Genomic DNA, 16,986 nt, shown 5'->3' with positions numbered 1-16,986 from the left:
GGCGCTGATGGGCTGAAACGCCTTTTTTCGTCTGCTGTGAGCACAAAAGCAAACGCCCCGAACAAGTCGGGGCGTTTTCACACAGTCTGCGAAGCCGGGTTTTTCATCACGCGATCACTGCATCCACGGCGGTGGAGGCGGTTCTTCGGGTTTGCCTTTCGGCGCGTCGTCCGCCGCGCGAATGGCCTGCTTGCGTTCCTCGTCGAGGCGCGCCGCTTCGATTTCGCGCAGCACCCCGCCGACATCCGCCAGGTCCTCGGGATCGTCGAACTCGCCGGTCAGCACACTGTTCGGGTGCAAGGTGCCGGCTTCGTACAACGCCCACATTTCCTTGGCATATTTGGTCTTCTTCAATTCCGGCGCGAAGCGACCGAAGTACGAAGCCATGTTGCCAACGTCACGCTCGAGCATGCTGAACGCGTGGTTGTTGCCCGCAGCGTCGACTGCCTGGGGCAGGTCAATAATCACCGGACCGGTCGGGGTCAGCAGCACGTTGAACTCGGAGAGGTCACCGTGCACCAGACCGGTACACAACATCAGCACGATCTGCGAAATCAGGAACGCGTGATATTCGCGCGCCTGATCCGGCTCAAGCACCACGTCGTTCAGACGCGGCGCGGCGTCGCCGAATTCGTCGGCCACCAGCTCCATCAACAGCACGCCGTCGAGGAAGTCATAGGGTTTGGGCACTCGCACACCGGCGCCGGCGAGACGGAACAGCGCCGCCACTTCAGCGTTCTGCCAGGCGTCTTCGGTCTCTTTGCGACCGAACTTGGACCCCTTCGCCATGGCCCGCGCCTGACGGCTGTTACGAACCTTGCGGCCTTCCTGATACTCGGCTGCCTGGCGGAAACTGCGTTTATTCGCCTCCTTGTAGACCTTGGCGCAACGTAACTGATTGCCGCAGCGCACTACATAAACAGCTGCCTCTTTGCCACTCATCAGTGGGCGCAGCACTTCGTCGACCAGACCGTCCTCGATCAGGGATTCAATGCGTTTTGGAGTCTTCATCAGCTTTTATTGTGGGTCCTTTATTACCAAACACGCGAATGTCACTCGTTATACGGCAATCCTCGCCCGACGGGGAGGGGTTGCCGACCTGTGAACCTTGAGGATGCACACACTGTGCCGGATCAATCGCAGCGACCCGGGCGAATCATAGCCGAGACCGTGGCATTGATTGGTATCGGCCGGCAAGGGCATTTGCGACAGAATCTGACATGGTCGGTGAACTTCAGTTGCCCTCACCCCAGCCCTCTCCCAGAGGGAGAGGGGGCCGATCGAGGTGTTTCCCGTAATGCATCGACCTGAGAGACCGCAGCGCTTCTGGTTTGAATCGCTGCTTTGGATTCGGTGAAGTGCGCTCAGGTCGGCGTCGATTTCAAGCATCCCCCCCATCAGTCCCCTCTCCCTTTGGGAGAGGGTTAGGGTGAGGGGCTTTTCAGCGTTCAATGATCGCGGTGACACCCTGCCCGCCCGCCGCACAGATCGAAATCAACCCTCGCCCCTTGCCCGCCGCATCCAGCAGCTTGGCCAGATTCGCCACAATCCGGCCGCCCGTCGCAGCAAACGGGTGCCCCGCCGCCAGCGAACTGCCTTTGACGTTAAGCCGACTGCGATCAATCGAACCCAGGGGCGCATCGAGCCCCAAGCGGGTTTTGCAATATTCCGGATCTTCCCAGGCCTTGAGCGTGCACAAGACCTGCGCGGCGAAGGCTTCGTGAATTTCGTAGTAATCAAAATCCTGCAAGGTCAGGCCGTTGCGCGCCAGCAAGCGTGGCACGGCGTACACCGGCGCCATCAGCAGGCCCTCGGCACCGTTGACGAAATCCACTGCCGCCGCTTCGCCGTCGCGCAGATAAGCAAGGATCGGCAAACCGCGCTCTCTGGCCCATTCCTCACTTCCCAGCAACACCACCGAAGCGCCATCGGTGAGCGGCGTGGAATTGCCGGCCGTCAGCGTGCCCTTGGCGCTTTTCTCGAAGGCCGGTTTCAGCGTGGCGAGTTTTTCCAGGGTCAGGTCCGGGCGCAGATTGTTGTCGCGGGTCAGGCCGAGGAACGGCGTCATCAGATCGTTGTGCCAGCCTTCGCTGTAGGAAGCGGCGAGTTTGTGGTGGCTTTCGAGGGCCAGTTGATCCTGTTCTTCGCGGGGGATATTCCAGGTCTGCGCCATCAGCTCACAGTGCTCGCCCATGGACAGGCCAGTGCGTGGCTCGCCGTTGCGCGGGAATTCGGGAATAAGATGCTGGGGCCGCAACTGCAAAAGGGTTTTCAGTTTGTCGCCGGTGCTCTTGGCGCGGTTGGCCTGTAGAAGAATCCTGCGCAGGCCTTCGCTGACGCTGATCGGCGCATCGGAAGTGGTGTCGACGCCGCCAGCGATGCCGCAGTCGATCTGGCCAAGGGCGATCTTGTTGGCCACCAGCAACGCCGCTTCCAGACCAGTGCCGCAGGCTTGCTGAATGTCATAGCCCGGCGTCGCTGGAGACAGGCGCGAGCCGAGCACGCATTCGCGAGTCAGGTTCATATCCCGTGACAATTTAAGCACCGCGCCCGCCACCACTTCGCCGATGCGCTGGCCATGCAGGTTGTAGCGTTCGATCAGGCCTTCCAGCGCGGCGGTGAGCATCGCCTGATTGCTGGCGGTGGCGTACGGCCCGTTGGAGCGGGCGAAAGGGATGCGGTTACCGCCGATGATCGCGACGCGGCGCAGCTGGGTCATGAAAAGCTCCTGTTCCAAATGGTCGAAATTTGCCCAATCCCTGTGGGAGCGAGCCTGCTCGCGAGAGGCCGGCACATTCAGCCTCTTCAGCGCCTGATACAGCGCCTTCGCGAGCAGGCTCGCTCCCACATGAACCGCATTTATCTGCAAGACCTGCTAAACCTGAGTGTTCAAGCGTAGGCCTTATTGCGCCGATCGAACGATTGATTGCCGTAGACAGTCCACACTTTGAACCCCAACTTCTGGAGAGCGTTCCATGTCTGACCGCTATATCGACTTCGCCAACTCATCCTTCGGCCATCGTCTGGTCGGGGCCTTGGGCCTGCCGTCGCCGGTGCGGCTGGAACGCTGGCAGGCGGGGCGTCTGCGGCCGATCGAGGGCGCCCTGTTGCTCGGTGGCGGGCCGCTGGCCGAACGGATCAGCGGGTTTGCCAACCGCTTGACCGATGCGATCTACAGCTACGGCACCGAGCCCTCGCTGGCCACCGCGTGGATCCCCGGTCACGGGCCGAAAATCAAAGCGGTGGTGTTCGACGCCAGCGCTCTGCAACACACCGACCAGCTCAAGCAGTTGCGCGAGTTCTTCCAGCCATTGATGAAGAACCTCGACCATAGCGCGCATCTGGTGATCCTCGGCCGCGCGCCGGAAAACCTGCGTGATCCGTTCGCCTCCAGCGCACAACGAGCACTTGAAGGCTTCTCGCGCTCACTGGCCAAGGAACTGCGCGGCGGTGGCACCTTGCAGCTGATCTACGTCGGCGAAGGTACCGAAGATCAACTGGAAGGCCCGCTGCGATTCTTCCTCTCGCCGAAAAGTGCATTCGTTTCCGGCCAAGTGATTCGCCTGACCGCGTGCGCTACGCCAGTCACTGACTGGACCCGCCCGCTGGCCGGGCGCAAGGCGCTGGTCACCGGTGCCGCGCGCGGCATCGGCGCGTCGATTGCCGAAACCCTGGCCCGCGATGGCGCCGAGGTGATTCTGCTCGATGTACCGCCGGCGAAGACCGACCTCGAGGCCCTCGCCGCGCGCCTCGGCGGCCGTGCGATTACCCTCGATATCTGCGCCGATGACGCCGCCGCGCACTTGATCGAACAGCTGCCCGACGGGCTCGACATCCTCGTGCACAACGCCGGCATCACCCGCGACAAAACCTTGGCCAACATGACCCCGGAATTCTGGGACGCGGTGCTGGCCGTCAATCTCAACGCGCCGCAAGTGCTGACCAAGGCGCTGCTCGACAGCGGCACCCTGCGCGACAACGCACGGGTGGTCCTGCTCGCCTCGATCAGCGGCATCGCCGGCAATCGCGGACAAACCAATTACGCGGCGAGCAAGGCTGGCCTGATCGGTCTGGCCCAGGCATGGGCGCCAACGCTGCTGGAACGCGGCATCAGCATCAACGCCGTCGCCCCGGGTTTCATCGAAACGCAAATGACCGCGCACATTCCGTTCGGCCTGCGCGAGGCTGGGCGGCGCATGAGTTCGCTGGGCCAGGGTGGCTTGCCGCAGGACGTCGCCGAAGCCGTGGTGTGGCTGGCGCAACCGGGCACGGGCGCGTTCACCGGCCAAGCGCTGCGGGTTTGTGGGCAAAGTGTTCTGGGGGCATAAAGATGAGCATCGAATGGCACACGCTGGATCGCGAACCGAGTCTGCCCGCGCTGTACTCGCGCGCAGCAACGCGACGCAAAATCACCGGCACGCAACTGCCCGACAGCGGCCTGCGCTGCTGGGTTGATATCGACGGCAAGCGGTTGGCCGCTTATCGCAAGGTCTGCGGTTTCGTCGATGACGGCCTGCTGCCGCCGACCTATCCACACATCCTCGCCTTCGCCTTGCAGATGCAATTGCTCACGGCCAAGGATTTTCCGTTCCCGCTGCTGGGGCTGATTCACCTGAGCAACCGCATCCGCGTGTTGCGGCCAATGGGCGCGATGAGTCGCGCGCAAGTCAGCGTGCGTGTGCACAATCTGCAACCACATGCCAAGGGCGCGACATTCGATCTGCTCACTACCCTGGACGATCAGCTCGGGCCGCTGTGGGAAGCCGAGAGCCGGATGCTCTGTCGCGGGGTGAAACTCGAGGGCGAGGCGCTGGCCCAAGACTGGCAGCCGTCACAGGATTTGCTCGAAGTGACGCGCTGGACTGCGCCGGCCGATATCGGTCGCCAGTATGCGAAAGTCTCCGGCGACTACAACCCGATTCACCTCAGCGCAGCGAGCGCCAAACTGTTCGGTTTTCCCACCGCGATTGCCCATGGACTGTGGAACAAGGCGCGGACACTGGCGGCACTCTCCGATCACCTGCCCAAAGCCAACCTGGAAATCGCCGTGCACTTTCGCAAACCGGTGCGCCTGCCCAGTGAAGGGATATTGCTGGCCAGTGCCGCGGGCTCCAGCGGTGAGTTGCGCCTGATCGGTGCCGGCGACCTGGAACATATGGTCGGTCAGTGGCAACCGATCGCCTGATCTGGCGGGGCGGAAAACCCGTTAATTGTGTATATATCACTTAAGTTTTTCCGCGCCCTGCCCGCCGCTTTGCAAAAAACCGAGCCTTGAATATCAAGGCTTTTTTTTGCCCGTTTATTACCTGGGTATTAGTCCTTCGGCATAGCGCCGAGCCCTCTATATAAAGGGGTTAATACCAACTTGAGAATGGTGAAAAACCTGCCATCGACTGAGATTACAGCCACGGACGAGGCATCGCCGACGACAGATCGGCGAGCCATCGAAGGCAACGTAACGTTGTGACAGGTGCAGGAATCTCAATCATGAAAACTCAAGTGATGTGGTCCAAATCGGCAATCGCGCTGGCACTGATTCTTTCGGTCGGCCTCGTCGGCTGCAGCAGCGGCGGTGGCGGTCATCGCAGCAGTTCGGGCAGCTCGACGGCGGACGGCACGGCGGGCACCGATGGCAGCGGTGGCGCGGGTGGCGGAACCGGCGGCGATACTGCCGGTACTGGTGGCACCGGCGGCACCGGTGGCGGTACCGCAGGCACTGGTGGAACAGGTGGCACTGGCGGAACCGGCGGCACCGGCGGCGGCACCGATCCGACCAACCCAACCAATCCGACAGACCCGACCGATCCCACCAACCCGACCAATCCCGCTGCACCTTCGCTGGTGACCACAACACTTGTTCAGGATGTCGGCAAAACCGTCAGCGGTGTCGGCGATGGCGTCGGCCAGATCGGCGATTCGCTGAGCACGGTTCCGGTCGCTGGCGGCATCGTGCAAAGCGTGGCCAACACCACCGGCAACGTGGTCAGCACCTTGGGCGATGGCGTCACTGATGGCATCGGCAAACTGGCCACTGACCCCAATGGCCTGACCACCACCGTCGCCTCGGTTGGCGGCGTGGTTTCCGATGTTGGCGACGGCGTGTCGGACCTCAGCGTCAAACTCAACACAGCGACCCGCAGCGTTCCTGTCGTTGGCGGTGTAGTCACCCGCGTGGCGCCGCTGGTCGATGGCATCGGTGAAAAAGTCACCATGCTTGGCGACACCCTCAACACCTCACTGACCAGCGGCCCGACCAGCCAGTTGACCAACAAGGTCGGCAGCGGCCTGGTGCCGGTGATCGCCATGGTCGAAAGCACCACCGACAAACTCGGCGATGCCACCGGTCTGGGTGATCCGCTCAAAGGGGTGATCTCGAAAGTGGGCGGCACGGTGAACAGCCTTGGCGGCAAAGTCAGCGACGCAGGCAGCGGCAATGCCCTGACCAACACCCTCGGCGGCGCCCTGAGCAACACCGGCACGGCGGTCGGCAAAGCGGGTGGCCTGGTGTCCAATGGCACTGGCTCGGGTACTGGCGGCATCGGCGGCATCGGTGGCGGGCTTGGCGGCACCGGTCTGCTGCAAACCGTGGGTGGCGCGGTGGTCAACGTCGGCAGCGGTCTGAATGCCGGCAGCACCAGCGGCGTGGTCAGTGCCGGCGGCGTCACCGCTGGCGGGCTGGGCACCACGATTGCGTCGATCAACACCGTACTCGGCGGCTCGGGCACACCGATCACTGCAACCACGTCGCCGCTGGCCAGTGTCGGCGCCGCAGTCGGTGCGGGCCTCAATCCGGTCACCAGCGCGGTCACCACTGTCACTCAACAGGTCGGCGCCGCTACCGGTCTCGGCACTCCGGTCGCTGGTCTTACAAATCAGGTGGGCGCCGCCGTCGGTAATCTCGGCGGAGCGATTGCCGCCACCAACAATCCGGTCACCACTGCTGTCGGCGGTCTGGTTACCAACGTCGGCGGCACCGTGGCAGCGGTCGGTGGCCTGGTCAACAACGGCACTGCCACTGGCGGCGGCACGGCAACCGGTGGCCTGGGCGGGGTACTCGGCGGCCTGACCGGCGCGCTGGGCGGCAACAAACGCTAAATTGCACCTGGCCGATTCGACGGCCTTACCTACAGCGCCTACGCTTGGTTGAGGGCGGAAGATTCCCACGAGTCTTCCGCCTTTTTTCTACGGAAAAACTTGCCCTGTGCTGTGTTCTGACCATGGAGTGTCCTATGCGCGTACTGGCATCCCTGCTGTGCCTGAGCTTCAGTTCCGCTGCCCTCGCCGACACCTTGCCCAGTTTTCTCAACAGCAACGAAACCATCCGCAACCTCCCCGTACCCAACCTGCCCGCCGACGCCTATCGGCCGAGCGCGGCGCCGCTGCAAGTGCCGGACCCGGGTGCGACCGCCGCACAGCCATTGCTGATGGAAACCAAGGTCAACCTCAAGACCGTGCAGATCGAAGGCGGCACGATCTACCCGCTCAACGAACTTGCGGAAATCTACAAGCCCCTGATCGGCCGCCAGGCCAGCCTTGCCGAACTGATCGAAGCCACGCGCAACATCACCCGCCGCTATCAGCAGGATGGCTACCTGTTGTCCTACGCGTTCCTGCCGCAACAGAACTTCGATGACGGCGTGGCGCGGGTGGTACTGGTCGAGGGCTACGTGCGCGATATCCAGATGCAGGGCGACATCGGCCGGGTCAAAAGTCTGCTCGACAAACTCGCCGCGAAAATCCAGGCCGAACGCCCGCTGACGCGCAAGACCTTCGAGCGCTACACCACGCTGATGAGCCGCATTCCCGGCGTCACCATTCAAGCGCAAGTGCCGCCACCGGGCACCACCGATGGCGCGACCACCCTGGTTGCCCAGGCCAGTCGCAAACCGTTCACCAGCACCCTGAGCACCACCGAAGACAACCGTAACGGCCCGCAAGCGTTGCTCGGTGTCAGCAGCAATTCGCAGACTTCGATGGGCGAACAGTTGAGCCTCAGCGGCCTGTTCCCACCGGGCGATGACAAAGAGCATTACTACCGTCTCGACTCCAGCCAGTTCCTCGATACCGAAGGCACGCAACTCAACGTCTCGGCCTCGCGCTACCGCGCCGACCCGGACACCGAAGTGCTGGTCGGCGGTGGCGGACGCCTGAGTACCCACCGCGAGAACGATCGCTACTCGATCGGCTTCAGCACGCCCCTGATCGCCTCCGCCAACGAACTGCTGACCGCCGGCTCACGCCTGTATGCGGTCGACGACAAGACGCGCTATGACGGCATCAACTTTCCCTTCAGCACCGAACTGCGCACCGACGTCCGCGCCCTGGCTTTCGAAGGCGACTGGCGCAAGGCCGACGCCCGCCAACTGCGCATCCTCAGTGCCGGCGTCTACCAGGGCTTCGACAGCCTCGGCGCACACACCAACTACGACGACATCGACCTGGATTTCTTCCGCGTCAGACTGTCCGGCGTGCAGAGCGACAAGTTTCTCGACAACTGGCAAGGCGTGCTCTCGGCGGCGCTGTACTGGAGCGACGACACCTTGCCCGACAGCGAACGCGCCGTATTCGGCGGGCAGAATTTCGGCCGTGGCTACCCGGACGACCAGGCCTCGGGCGACAAGGGTTGGGGCGTGGCCTACGAGGTCAACTACAGCTTCAACCGCGACGGCAACTGGGTGCGCATCCTGCAACCCTACGTCGTCGTCGACCGCTCGCGCAGCTGGTTCAACCAACTGCCGGTGCAGGCCAACAACCTGTCATCCACCGCCGTCGGGCTGCGCTTTGGTGATGCCAAGTATTACAACGTGGCGCTGGAAGTGGCGAAGGCGATGTCGGATGAAGCGCTGGACACGTTCAATCGCAAGCCGCGGTACAGCATCAGTTTCAGTTATCAGTTGTGATGGCCGAGCGGTGTGTCAGTCAGGATTTTTTTGACTGACGCACCGCCTTCGCGAGCAGGCTCGCTCCCACAGATTCGGCGGTGTTCATGGTTGCTGAGTACAACCGCCGACCCTGTGGGAGCGAGCCTGCTCGCGAAAGCGTTCGGCTATTCAACCGATTTATCGCAGCGCTTAAACCAGCCGTTTAAACACACGCCCCGTTACCTCGCAACAGCCCACAAATCCTTGCGCCGTTGCCTACGGCTACGCCAGAATCCGCCGGCTTGTGCGCCTGGGGCGCGGGTTCTATCGTTTGCCTGCCACTGCTCATCAGTGGTCGGGTTTAGTCGCCCGCTTGTCCACGACGCACAGGTTCCTGTCAGCCAGGTATTGCATACCTGCACTTGATGGTGGCTGTGCGCAGGGCGCCTCCGGGCGCGCCGATTTCGTGGCTCATCGGTCGACTAACCTGCGTGCAGCTGCCTCCCTTTCGTTTAGTCGCGAACGGGTTGCGGCCCTACTCCATCAGGAGACTGAGCCCGTGAAAAAGATAACGCCCGATCCACCCCTTGCCGATCCGACTTTCGCCGACCCGCTCGTCGAAGCGCAAAAACTCAAGGAAGCCGCCGACCGCGCCATCGATTACTACCTCAACCCCCGCCTCATCAAAGACCCCGCCGCACCGCGCAAACCCAGCACCCTGTTCATCGTCGACCCGGCTGCGGACAACGAAACCTTGTTGGTCCATGCCTGCGAATCACTGGCCTCGGCGAGCATCATGGCCAGCGACCTCGCCGGATTTATCGATGGACCGCAGCGCAACTCCCTGTTGGGAATACAGCAGGTGATCATGCTGGGCGAACTGGCGGTCAACCGCGTACTGGACAGGCTTGTGCCGGAGTGACAAGAGCAGGATGTTGGTTGCGCAGGTGGTGAGTCAGGCAGAGCGTTGTTGGCTGACTGGCCGCCTTCGCTGGCAAGCCAGCTCCCACAGGATTGATGTACATCAGGAGGAAATTGGTTGGCTGGCAGGGCGCTATCGCGAGCAGGCTCGCTCCCACAGTTTGAATCGAGTACATCTGCGAGAAACAGGTCGGCTGGCAGGCCGCCTTCGCGAGCAGGCTCGCTCCCACAAAAGCAAAAGCAAAAGCAAGGCAGCGCAGCTGCCCGCGGCGAAGCCGCCCCACTCAACAATGAGCGCAAGCTCGAGTGCTCTTGATCTTGATCCACCGGCGACGTCGGAAGGCTGAGCGGAGGGATTGATCCGGGGGTGGGAGCGCAGCGACCGTCTGGCGCAGCCAGACACAGCGGAAGGAGGTGCAGCGAAGCAAACCGTAGCCGCTGCGCCCGGATCAGTCACGGAGCGAAGGAACCCGAGCCTGCGAGGGCCGAACGTAGGAGCAAGCCTTTTCGGTTACCTTTTTGGCGTTTGAAAAAGGTGACTCGCCGTAAGGGCGAAACCGCCAGCCGCCACACCCGAAGCAACGGATATTCACCCAAAACCCCACCAACACGGTCGGCCCAAAGGCCGCCGAGTTCACCCAGCCCCAACCCGAGGCTTGGGAAACAAATTATCGAGAGTCTCCAACAACCTCACGTGATAAATCGGCTTGCGAAACAGATCCAGCACCTGCAACCGCAACATATCGCTGACATCCTCCATATCCGCATGCCCCGACATCACAATCACCGGCAAATGCGCCCGCGACGTATGCTCACGCAACCGCCTGATCAACGACATGCCCGACTCCTCAGGCATACGCAGATCAGTAATCACCAAAGCAATATCCGGATGCCGGGTCAGATGATGCAGCGCGAGCTTCACCGACGTCGCGGTATGACAGACAAACCCCTCCCCCTCCAGCAACTCCGCCAACTCCAGCAACGCGTCTTCTTCATCATCAACCAGAAGCAGTTGTTGGCGGGGCGACGAAGACGCGTTCATAGGCAATACCTGAATACTGAAAGGTAAATCCAGTGTAGTGCGATATCAGCCAGGTGCAGAGTTCATAAAAATGGAAAGGTGCTTAAGGAGTCGGAGCCTGAGCCGGTGCCGCCGGAAGTGCATTCAAAATGCTGTTGAATATCGCTAGGATCCGATCTCCAATCGGCGAGATGAACGCCACAACCACCACCGCCACCATCGCCACCACAATCGCATACTCGATCGCCGAAGCACCCTCTTCGCTACGGGCAAACGCGCGAGCCTTGGCGATCACATAATCAAAAGTCATACGAAACATAGCTCCACTCCTTCGCGCCTCTGGCGCCGACATCACCACCGCGGCAAGGTTCCACCGTGCCACCTGAGCATTGTCAACAAACCCCCGCCCAACAACTGTAAGAACGCATTAATCACAAAGCATTAATCCCATCGTTTTTCCGCCGTTTCCGGCTGCTAACTGGCGAGAGTCATACTTTGGTACGGTTATTTCGCCTGTCACTAATGGCGCTTTTGCTTGGATCAGCTAGCTTGGAAATAGCGAAATAGTTGCATGTTCATAGCTGCCGAAGCAGTCCGCCTTTCGCAAGCAAATGCAATCGGTTGTGCAGCAGGAAAGGGAGAGCCGTCATGAACAGTCGCGTCACCATGGGCCTAGCCACGTTGCTGTTGCTCGGCGCGGTTTTTGTCGGTTACTGGGGGCTGGTGCTCAGTCGTCAGCCGGCCCCGGTCGCCGAAGCGCCCGTCGCCCCAGCGGTCAGCATTGAACAGACTGTCGCGATTGCCGAAGACCAGACCCGCCAACCGGTAGTAGTGCTGCTCCACGATGTAGCGCCGTTCACGCCGTTGACCGCCGCCGATGTGACCGTGGAAAAACTGCGCAGCGCGCCGGCCGGCAGCCTGACCAGCATTGAACAAGCAGTCGGCCGCACGCCTTGGCGCCACCTCAGCGCCGGCACCTGGCTGAATGACGAAAGCTTCCAGGCTGGCGGTGCGCTGGCGCGGATGATTCGCCGCGACGAGCGCGCACTGACCGTGGCCGTCGATGAAGTGATCGGTGCCGCCGGGCAGTTGCTGCCGGGCGATTACGTTGACGTGCTGCTGTATCTGCGCGAGGACGCGAGCAATCTGCAGCAGTCGGCGCAGATCGCCGTTCCGGCCCTGCGCGTGCTCGGGATCGGTGATCAGTACGGCCTGACCAACGACGGCCAACCGGCTTCCCCCAACCTCAGCGCCGAAGAAAAACTCAAACAGGACCAGCGCCGCATCGCCGCACGCACCGTGGTGCTGGCGGTGCCGGAACAACTGCTCAGCCGCCTGATGCTTGCCACTCAAGTCGGCACCTTGCGCCTCGCGGTGCGCAGCAGCGAAGAACAGCGGCTGGCCAAATATTGGGCCGGCGAAGCGCAATCGCCCGCGCACCTGGATCGCGCCAACAGCCAGCTCTTCCAGTTTACTCAACTCGCCCTGGGCAGCGCGCAAAGAGCACCTGCCACCGCCAGTGCCGGCGCGGCGCCCAGGCCTGCGGTGGAAATCATTCGCGGCAACCAGATCAGCCAACAAACCCCATGACTGCGCAAGGATTCACGTGCATGCAGAGTCGACTCAGACCGACATTGAAACCGGCGCTCCGGGCCTTGCTGTTGTTGGGATTGACGATGAACAGCGCCCTCGCGGCGGTGGGCAACTGCTCGGCACTGCCGCGCCTGCCCTCGGTGATCGAGATCGGTGAGGGCTTCCAGCAGGACATGCAGTCACCGGTGGCAATCACTCGGCTGGCAGTGGGCGACCCGAAAATTGCCGACGTACATGCCAATGGCGGTTCGTCCTTTTTGCTCACGGGCGTCGGCCCCGGCGCGACCAGCCTGATGGTCTGGACCGCCTGCTCGGCGCAGCCGCAGCAAGCCATGGTCTTCGTCCAGGGCGCGGCGACCACGGCGCTGACCAGCAGCGTGCCGTCCGACGATCCGACCCTGCCGTCGCAAGTGCAGACCGACATCCGCTTCGTCGAAGTCAGCCGCACCAAACTCAAGGAAGCCACGGCGTCGCTGATCGGCACGCGCGGCAATTTCCTGTTCGGTTCGCCCGGCACGCTGCCACCGATCGACGGCGTGCCGCAGCCGCGCCTGCCGGTGGATAACTCGCTGTTCAATTTCTCCTGGGTCGGCGGCAAGACCATGGCGATCATCAACGCCCTGGAAACCAGCGGCTTCGCCTACACCTTGGCGCGGCCGAGTCTGGTGGCGTTGAACGGGCAGAGTGCGAGCTTCCTGGCCGGCGGGGAAATCCCGATTCCGGTGCCCAGTTCCGGCAGCGACAGCGTGTCGATCGAGTACAAGGAATTCGGCATCCGCCTGACCCTGACGCCAACCATCATCGGCCGCGACCGCATCGCGCTGAAGGTCGCCCCGGAGGTCAGCGAACTGGATTTTGCCAACGCGGTGAACATCGCCGGCACCACCGTTCCGGCGCTGACCATCCGCCGCACCGATACCAGCGTATCGCTGGGCGATGGCGAAAGTTTCGTCATCAGCGGTTTGATCAGCACCACCAACAGTTCGCAGGTGAACAAGTTTCCCGGCCTGGGCGACATTCCCATCCTCGGGGCGTTTTTCAAGGGTTCGCAGATCAAACGCGAAGAGCGCGAGCTGCTGATGATCGTCACCCCGCACCTGGTCCAGCCACTGGCGGCGGACGCGCGACTGCCGTCGTTGCCGGGAGAGAAACTGCGCAATTACGACCCGAATTTCTATCGCATGTTCTTCCTCGAGAACGGCAACTTCGACAAGCGCAGCGGGTTGTCGCAATGAACCAGAATCTCAGCCAGACCTTTCTCGCCATCACCCGCAACAGCACCGATCTGGAATGGCTGCAAAGCGCCCTCGCGCCACTCGGCCAGGTGATCAGCGCCGGTGCCGGCAGCCTCGACGAACTGCTCGCACTGGTCGATGTAACGTTCGCCAATCTGGTCTTCGTCGGTCTCGACCGCGAGCATGTCGTGGCGCAAAGTGCGTTGATCGAAGGTGCGCTGGAAGCCAAGCCGATGCTGGCAATCGTCGCCCTCGGCGACGGCATGGACAATCAGCTCGTACTCAATGCGATGCGCGCCGGCGCACGGGATTTTGTCGCCTATGGCTCACGCTCCAGCGAAGTCGCCGGGCTGGTGCGGCGCCTGGGCAAACGCCTGCCCGCCGTCACTCCCAACACACAGCTCGGCGGGCTTACCGTGATGTACGGCGTGCAGAGCAGTTCCGACGGTGCCTTGCTCGCCAATCACATGGCCATGGTGGTGCAGAAGAGCGGCCAGCAAACCTTGCTGCTCGACCTCGGCCTGCCCCGTGGCGACAGCCTCGCGTTGTTGGGGCTGGAGAGTTCGTTTCACTTCGGCGATGCCCTGCGTCATTTGCGCCGGCTCGACGCGACGCTGATCGACAGCGCATTCACCAGCGCCGACCACGGCCTGCGCATTCTTGCCTACGCCAACACTGACGAGCCGCTGGAAACCACCAGCGCCGCCGAGCTGTACATGCTGCTCAGCGCCTTGCGCCAGCACTTCCAGCACATTGTCGTGAACCTCACCGGGCAGGCCGACAGTGAAGCGTTGCGCACCTTCGTCAGCCATTGCGACAAACTGCTCTGGTACACCGACCAGAACGTCCTCAACTGCCGACGCAACCTCGCCGTGCTCAATCAATGGCGTGAGAAAGGCATGAAACTCGAGCACGGGCGCTTGCTGATCGATCGCTACCTGAACAACGTCGCGCCGGATGCCGAGACCCTGGGCAAGACTTTCAATCTGGAAGTCATCGCCGTGCTGGCCTTCAGTCCCGACGTGCGCCTGAACGCGAAAAATCAGGGCGTCAGCCTGTTCGAACTGGCGCCCCGGGAAAAACTCACCCAGAGCCTGCGCGCCCTCGGCGAACGTCTGGCCAAGCGTTCCGAGGGCCTGAGCAAACCGAAAGTCACCTGGTTCGATCGTCTGCGAGGCCACTCATGAGCGCAGAAAAACTCTTTGGCGCGACGCCACGCGGAGCGATCGGCAACAGCGATCACGAAGGCCTGAAACTGGTCCTGCACCGCTACATCATCGACGCCATCGAAGAGTCAGGGAAAAACCTGCTGGAAGGTTCACGCCAGCAACTGGCGCAGTTCGTCACCGACAAGGTCGCCGAATACATCGCGCGCTTGCACCTGGCGATTTCGCGCTACGAGATGGAGCGCCTGGGCGAGGAAATCGTCGACGAACTCACCGGATTCGGCCCACTGGAAGTCCTGCTGCGCGACCCGTCGGTGACGGAGATTCTGGTCAACGGCCCACACCGGGTGTTCATCGAGCGCGACGGCGTACTGCATCAAAGCGATCTGCGTTTTATCGATGCGCATCACGTCGAGCGGGTCATGCAGCGCATTCTTGCGCCGCTCGGGCGCCGCCTCGATGAGTCCTCGCCGATGGTCGATGCGCGCCTGCCCGATGGCAGCCGGGTCAACGCGATCATCCCGCCGATCGCCCTCGACGGCCCGTGCCTGTCGATCCGCAAGTTCCGCAAGGACATGCTCAAGAGCACTGACCTGATGGCGATGCAGACCATCGATCTGGCGATTTTCGAATTCCTGCAGAACGCCGTGGGCAGGCGCTGCAACATCCTGATCAGTGGCGGCACCGGCACCGGCAAGACCACGCTGTTGAACATCCTCAGCCAGTTGATCAACCCGCACGAACGGCTGGTGACCATCGAAGACGTCGCCGAACTGCAGCTCGGCCATCCGCATGTGGTGCGTCTGGAAACCCGTCCGCCGAATGCCGAGGGTCATGGCGAGGTCAAGGCCAGCGACCTGATTCGCAACGCCCTGCGCATGCGTCCCGACCGGATCATTCTTGGCGAGATCCGAGGCGTCGAAGTGGTCGACGTGCTCACCGCGATGAACACCGGCCACGACGGTTCGATGAGCACCGTGCATGCCAACAATGCCCAGGACGCGTTGTTGCGTCTGGAGACTTTGGTCGGGCTGACCGGGCGCTCGATCGCCGAACGCACCTTGCGCCAGATGATCTGCGCCGCCCTCGACGTGATCATTCAACTGACACGCATGCCCGACGGTCGGCGCTGCGTCAGTGAAGTGGTGGAAGTGGTCGGCATCCGCGAGGACGTCTACGTCACCAACACCCTGTTCCGCCTCGACCGCCGCACGGGCTTTGGCTTTGTCCGCGAAGCGGTCAACCCGGCCGGCGACAAGCTGCGCCACGACGCTCACCTGGGCTGACCGCGAGGAGCATGCAGATGCTGGGACCGATCATTCTCATCGCCATTTGCCTGATGCTGCTGGGGCTGTCGATCTATCTGTTCCTGCAAGGCCTGCGCAAGACCGCGACGGAAAAAGTCCTCAATCGACTCGCCGCCGGGCAACCGCAACTGGCCGTGGAGCAGACCAGGTGGGTGGGACTGGAACGGATGTTTCTGCGTGCTGGACTGGGTCGGCCGAGCGAGCGTTTCGGTCTGTGGCTGAGCCTGTGGGCGGCGGCCATGGGCCTGGGATTTCTGCTCGGGAGCTGGGTTGGTTTGCTGATCATGTTGCTCGTCCCGCCCGTGACGTTGCGGCTGTACATCGCCATTCGCTACCGGCGGCGCATCCGCCGCATGATCGAACAACTGCCGCAATTGCTCGACCACACCGTGCGCAGTCTCAAGTCCGGGCGCACGCTGAGCGATGCGGTGCTGGGCGGCATCGAGGCCAGTGAAGATCCCTTGAAAGCGGCCATGGGCCGGGTACAGCGCAACGTGCAACTGGGGGTGAACTTGCCTGACGCCGTCAGCGACTTTGCCGAACTCTACGAGCAGGACGAATTGCGCATGTTCGCCCTCGGCCTGAAGGTCAATCACCGCTACGGCGGCAATGCCAGTGAGCTGCTGGAGAATCTGATCAAACTGATCCGCGAGCGCGACCAGGGCGCGCGGCAGTTGCGCGCGCTGACCGGGGAAACGCGCATGACCGCTTGGGTTTTGGGTTTGCTGCCGTTGATTCTGGTGAGCTACTTCATGCTGACCAATCCCGGCTACATGCTCGGCATGTGGCACGACGAAAGCGGCCAGACCATGCTGCTCAGTGCCGCCGCGTTGCAGGTGCTGGGCAGTCTGGCGCTGTGGCGCATGTTGCGGAGCGTTTGAG

Annotated in this window: 14 protein-coding genes; 10 read left to right on the top strand and 4 right to left on the bottom strand. The window is 62.4% G+C overall.

All coding sequences use genetic code 11. From position 1 onward, the window contains the following. Positions 1 to 114 precede the first annotated feature (114 nt). Positions 115 to 1,011, bottom strand: coding sequence for a PA4780 family RIO1-like protein kinase (locus tag AAEZ10_RS26625; protein ID WP_350571704.1), 897 nt, complete (start codon positions 1,009 to 1,011; stop codon positions 115 to 117). 430 nt (positions 1,012 to 1,441) lie between these two features. Next, on the bottom strand, positions 1,442 to 2,719 hold the full coding sequence (locus tag AAEZ10_RS26620) for an acetyl-CoA C-acetyltransferase (protein ID WP_350571702.1): 1,278 nt from the start codon (positions 2,717 to 2,719) through the stop codon (positions 1,442 to 1,444). Between the two features lie 256 nt (positions 2,720 to 2,975). Here AAEZ10_RS26620 and AAEZ10_RS26615 point away from each other — a divergent pair, with 256 nt between their 5' ends. The 5 genes from AAEZ10_RS26615 (at position 2,976) to AAEZ10_RS26595 (ending at position 9,783) form a co-directional block, all read left to right on the top strand. Next, complete coding sequence (locus AAEZ10_RS26615) at positions 2,976 to 4,328, top strand: 3-oxoacyl-ACP reductase (protein WP_350571700.1); 1,353 nt, start codon at positions 2,976 to 2,978, stop codon at positions 4,326 to 4,328. 2 nt (positions 4,329 to 4,330) lie between these two features. Continuing rightward, positions 4,331 to 5,185, top strand: a complete 855-nt coding sequence (locus tag AAEZ10_RS26610) for a MaoC family dehydratase (protein WP_350571698.1) — start codon at positions 4,331 to 4,333, stop codon at positions 5,183 to 5,185. Positions 5,186 to 5,487: 302 nt separating this feature from the next. Further along, positions 5,488 to 7,095, top strand: a complete 1,608-nt coding sequence (locus AAEZ10_RS26605) for a collagen-like triple helix repeat-containing protein (protein ID WP_350571696.1) — start codon at positions 5,488 to 5,490, stop codon at positions 7,093 to 7,095. A 134-nt stretch (positions 7,096 to 7,229) separates the two neighbouring features. Then, entirely contained in the window at positions 7,230 to 8,900 is a 1,671-nt protein-coding gene (locus tag AAEZ10_RS26600) for a ShlB/FhaC/HecB family hemolysin secretion/activation protein (protein ID WP_350571694.1), read from the top strand. A 520-nt stretch (positions 8,901 to 9,420) separates the two neighbouring features. Then, positions 9,421 to 9,783 (top strand): DUF6124 family protein, encoded by a 363-nt coding sequence (locus tag AAEZ10_RS26595; RefSeq protein WP_016771835.1) that lies wholly within the window; start codon positions 9,421 to 9,423, stop codon positions 9,781 to 9,783. A 633-nt stretch (positions 9,784 to 10,416) separates the two neighbouring features. On the opposite strand, the gene AAEZ10_RS26590 is transcribed toward AAEZ10_RS26595, so the two are convergent. Both AAEZ10_RS26590 and AAEZ10_RS26585 read right to left on the bottom strand, forming a co-directional pair. After that, complete coding sequence (locus AAEZ10_RS26590; RefSeq protein WP_243243515.1) at positions 10,417 to 10,824, bottom strand: response regulator; 408 nt, start codon at positions 10,822 to 10,824, stop codon at positions 10,417 to 10,419. Between the two features lie 82 nt (positions 10,825 to 10,906). Beyond that, positions 10,907 to 11,113 carry a Flp family type IVb pilin gene (locus AAEZ10_RS26585; RefSeq protein ID WP_122707883.1) on the bottom strand — a complete coding sequence of 69 codons (207 nt, stop codon included), beginning with the start codon at positions 11,111 to 11,113 and terminating at the stop codon, positions 10,907 to 10,909. A 338-nt stretch (positions 11,114 to 11,451) separates the two neighbouring features. Here AAEZ10_RS26585 and cpaB point away from each other — a divergent pair, with 338 nt between their 5' ends. From cpaB to AAEZ10_RS26560, 5 genes are read left to right on the top strand one after another with little or no spacing between them, the layout of a single operon-like run. Further along, positions 11,452 to 12,393, top strand: a complete 942-nt coding sequence (cpaB, locus tag AAEZ10_RS26580) for a Flp pilus assembly protein CpaB (protein WP_348970555.1) — start codon at positions 11,452 to 11,454, stop codon at positions 12,391 to 12,393. Between the two features lie 20 nt (positions 12,394 to 12,413). After that, positions 12,414 to 13,631: a type II and III secretion system protein family protein gene (locus AAEZ10_RS26575; RefSeq protein WP_122508650.1), complete on the top strand. Its 1,218-nt coding sequence runs from the start codon at positions 12,414 to 12,416 to the stop codon at positions 13,629 to 13,631. Next, positions 13,628 to 14,818 (top strand): CpaE/TadZ family protein, encoded by a 1,191-nt coding sequence (locus tag AAEZ10_RS26570; protein ID WP_110647079.1) that lies wholly within the window; start codon positions 13,628 to 13,630, stop codon positions 14,816 to 14,818. Before AAEZ10_RS26575 ends, AAEZ10_RS26570 begins: the two co-directional genes overlap by 4 nt. Beyond that, positions 14,815 to 16,083: a TadA family conjugal transfer-associated ATPase gene (locus AAEZ10_RS26565; protein WP_024011443.1), complete on the top strand. Its 1,269-nt coding sequence runs from the start codon at positions 14,815 to 14,817 to the stop codon at positions 16,081 to 16,083. Before AAEZ10_RS26570 ends, AAEZ10_RS26565 begins: the two co-directional genes overlap by 4 nt. A 17-nt stretch (positions 16,084 to 16,100) precedes the next feature. Next, on the top strand, positions 16,101 to 16,985 hold the full coding sequence (locus AAEZ10_RS26560) for a type II secretion system F family protein (protein WP_071174299.1): 885 nt from the start codon (positions 16,101 to 16,103) through the stop codon (positions 16,983 to 16,985). The last annotated feature ends 1 nt before the right edge of the window (position 16,986 follow it).

This window comes from Pseudomonas sp. H26/SER47-MNA-CIBAN-0231 (assembly GCF_040310465.1).
Taxonomy (GTDB): Bacteria; Pseudomonadota; Gammaproteobacteria; order Pseudomonadales; family Pseudomonadaceae; genus Aquipseudomonas; species Aquipseudomonas atacamensis.
This window is presented reverse-complemented; position numbering and strand designations above follow the sequence as displayed.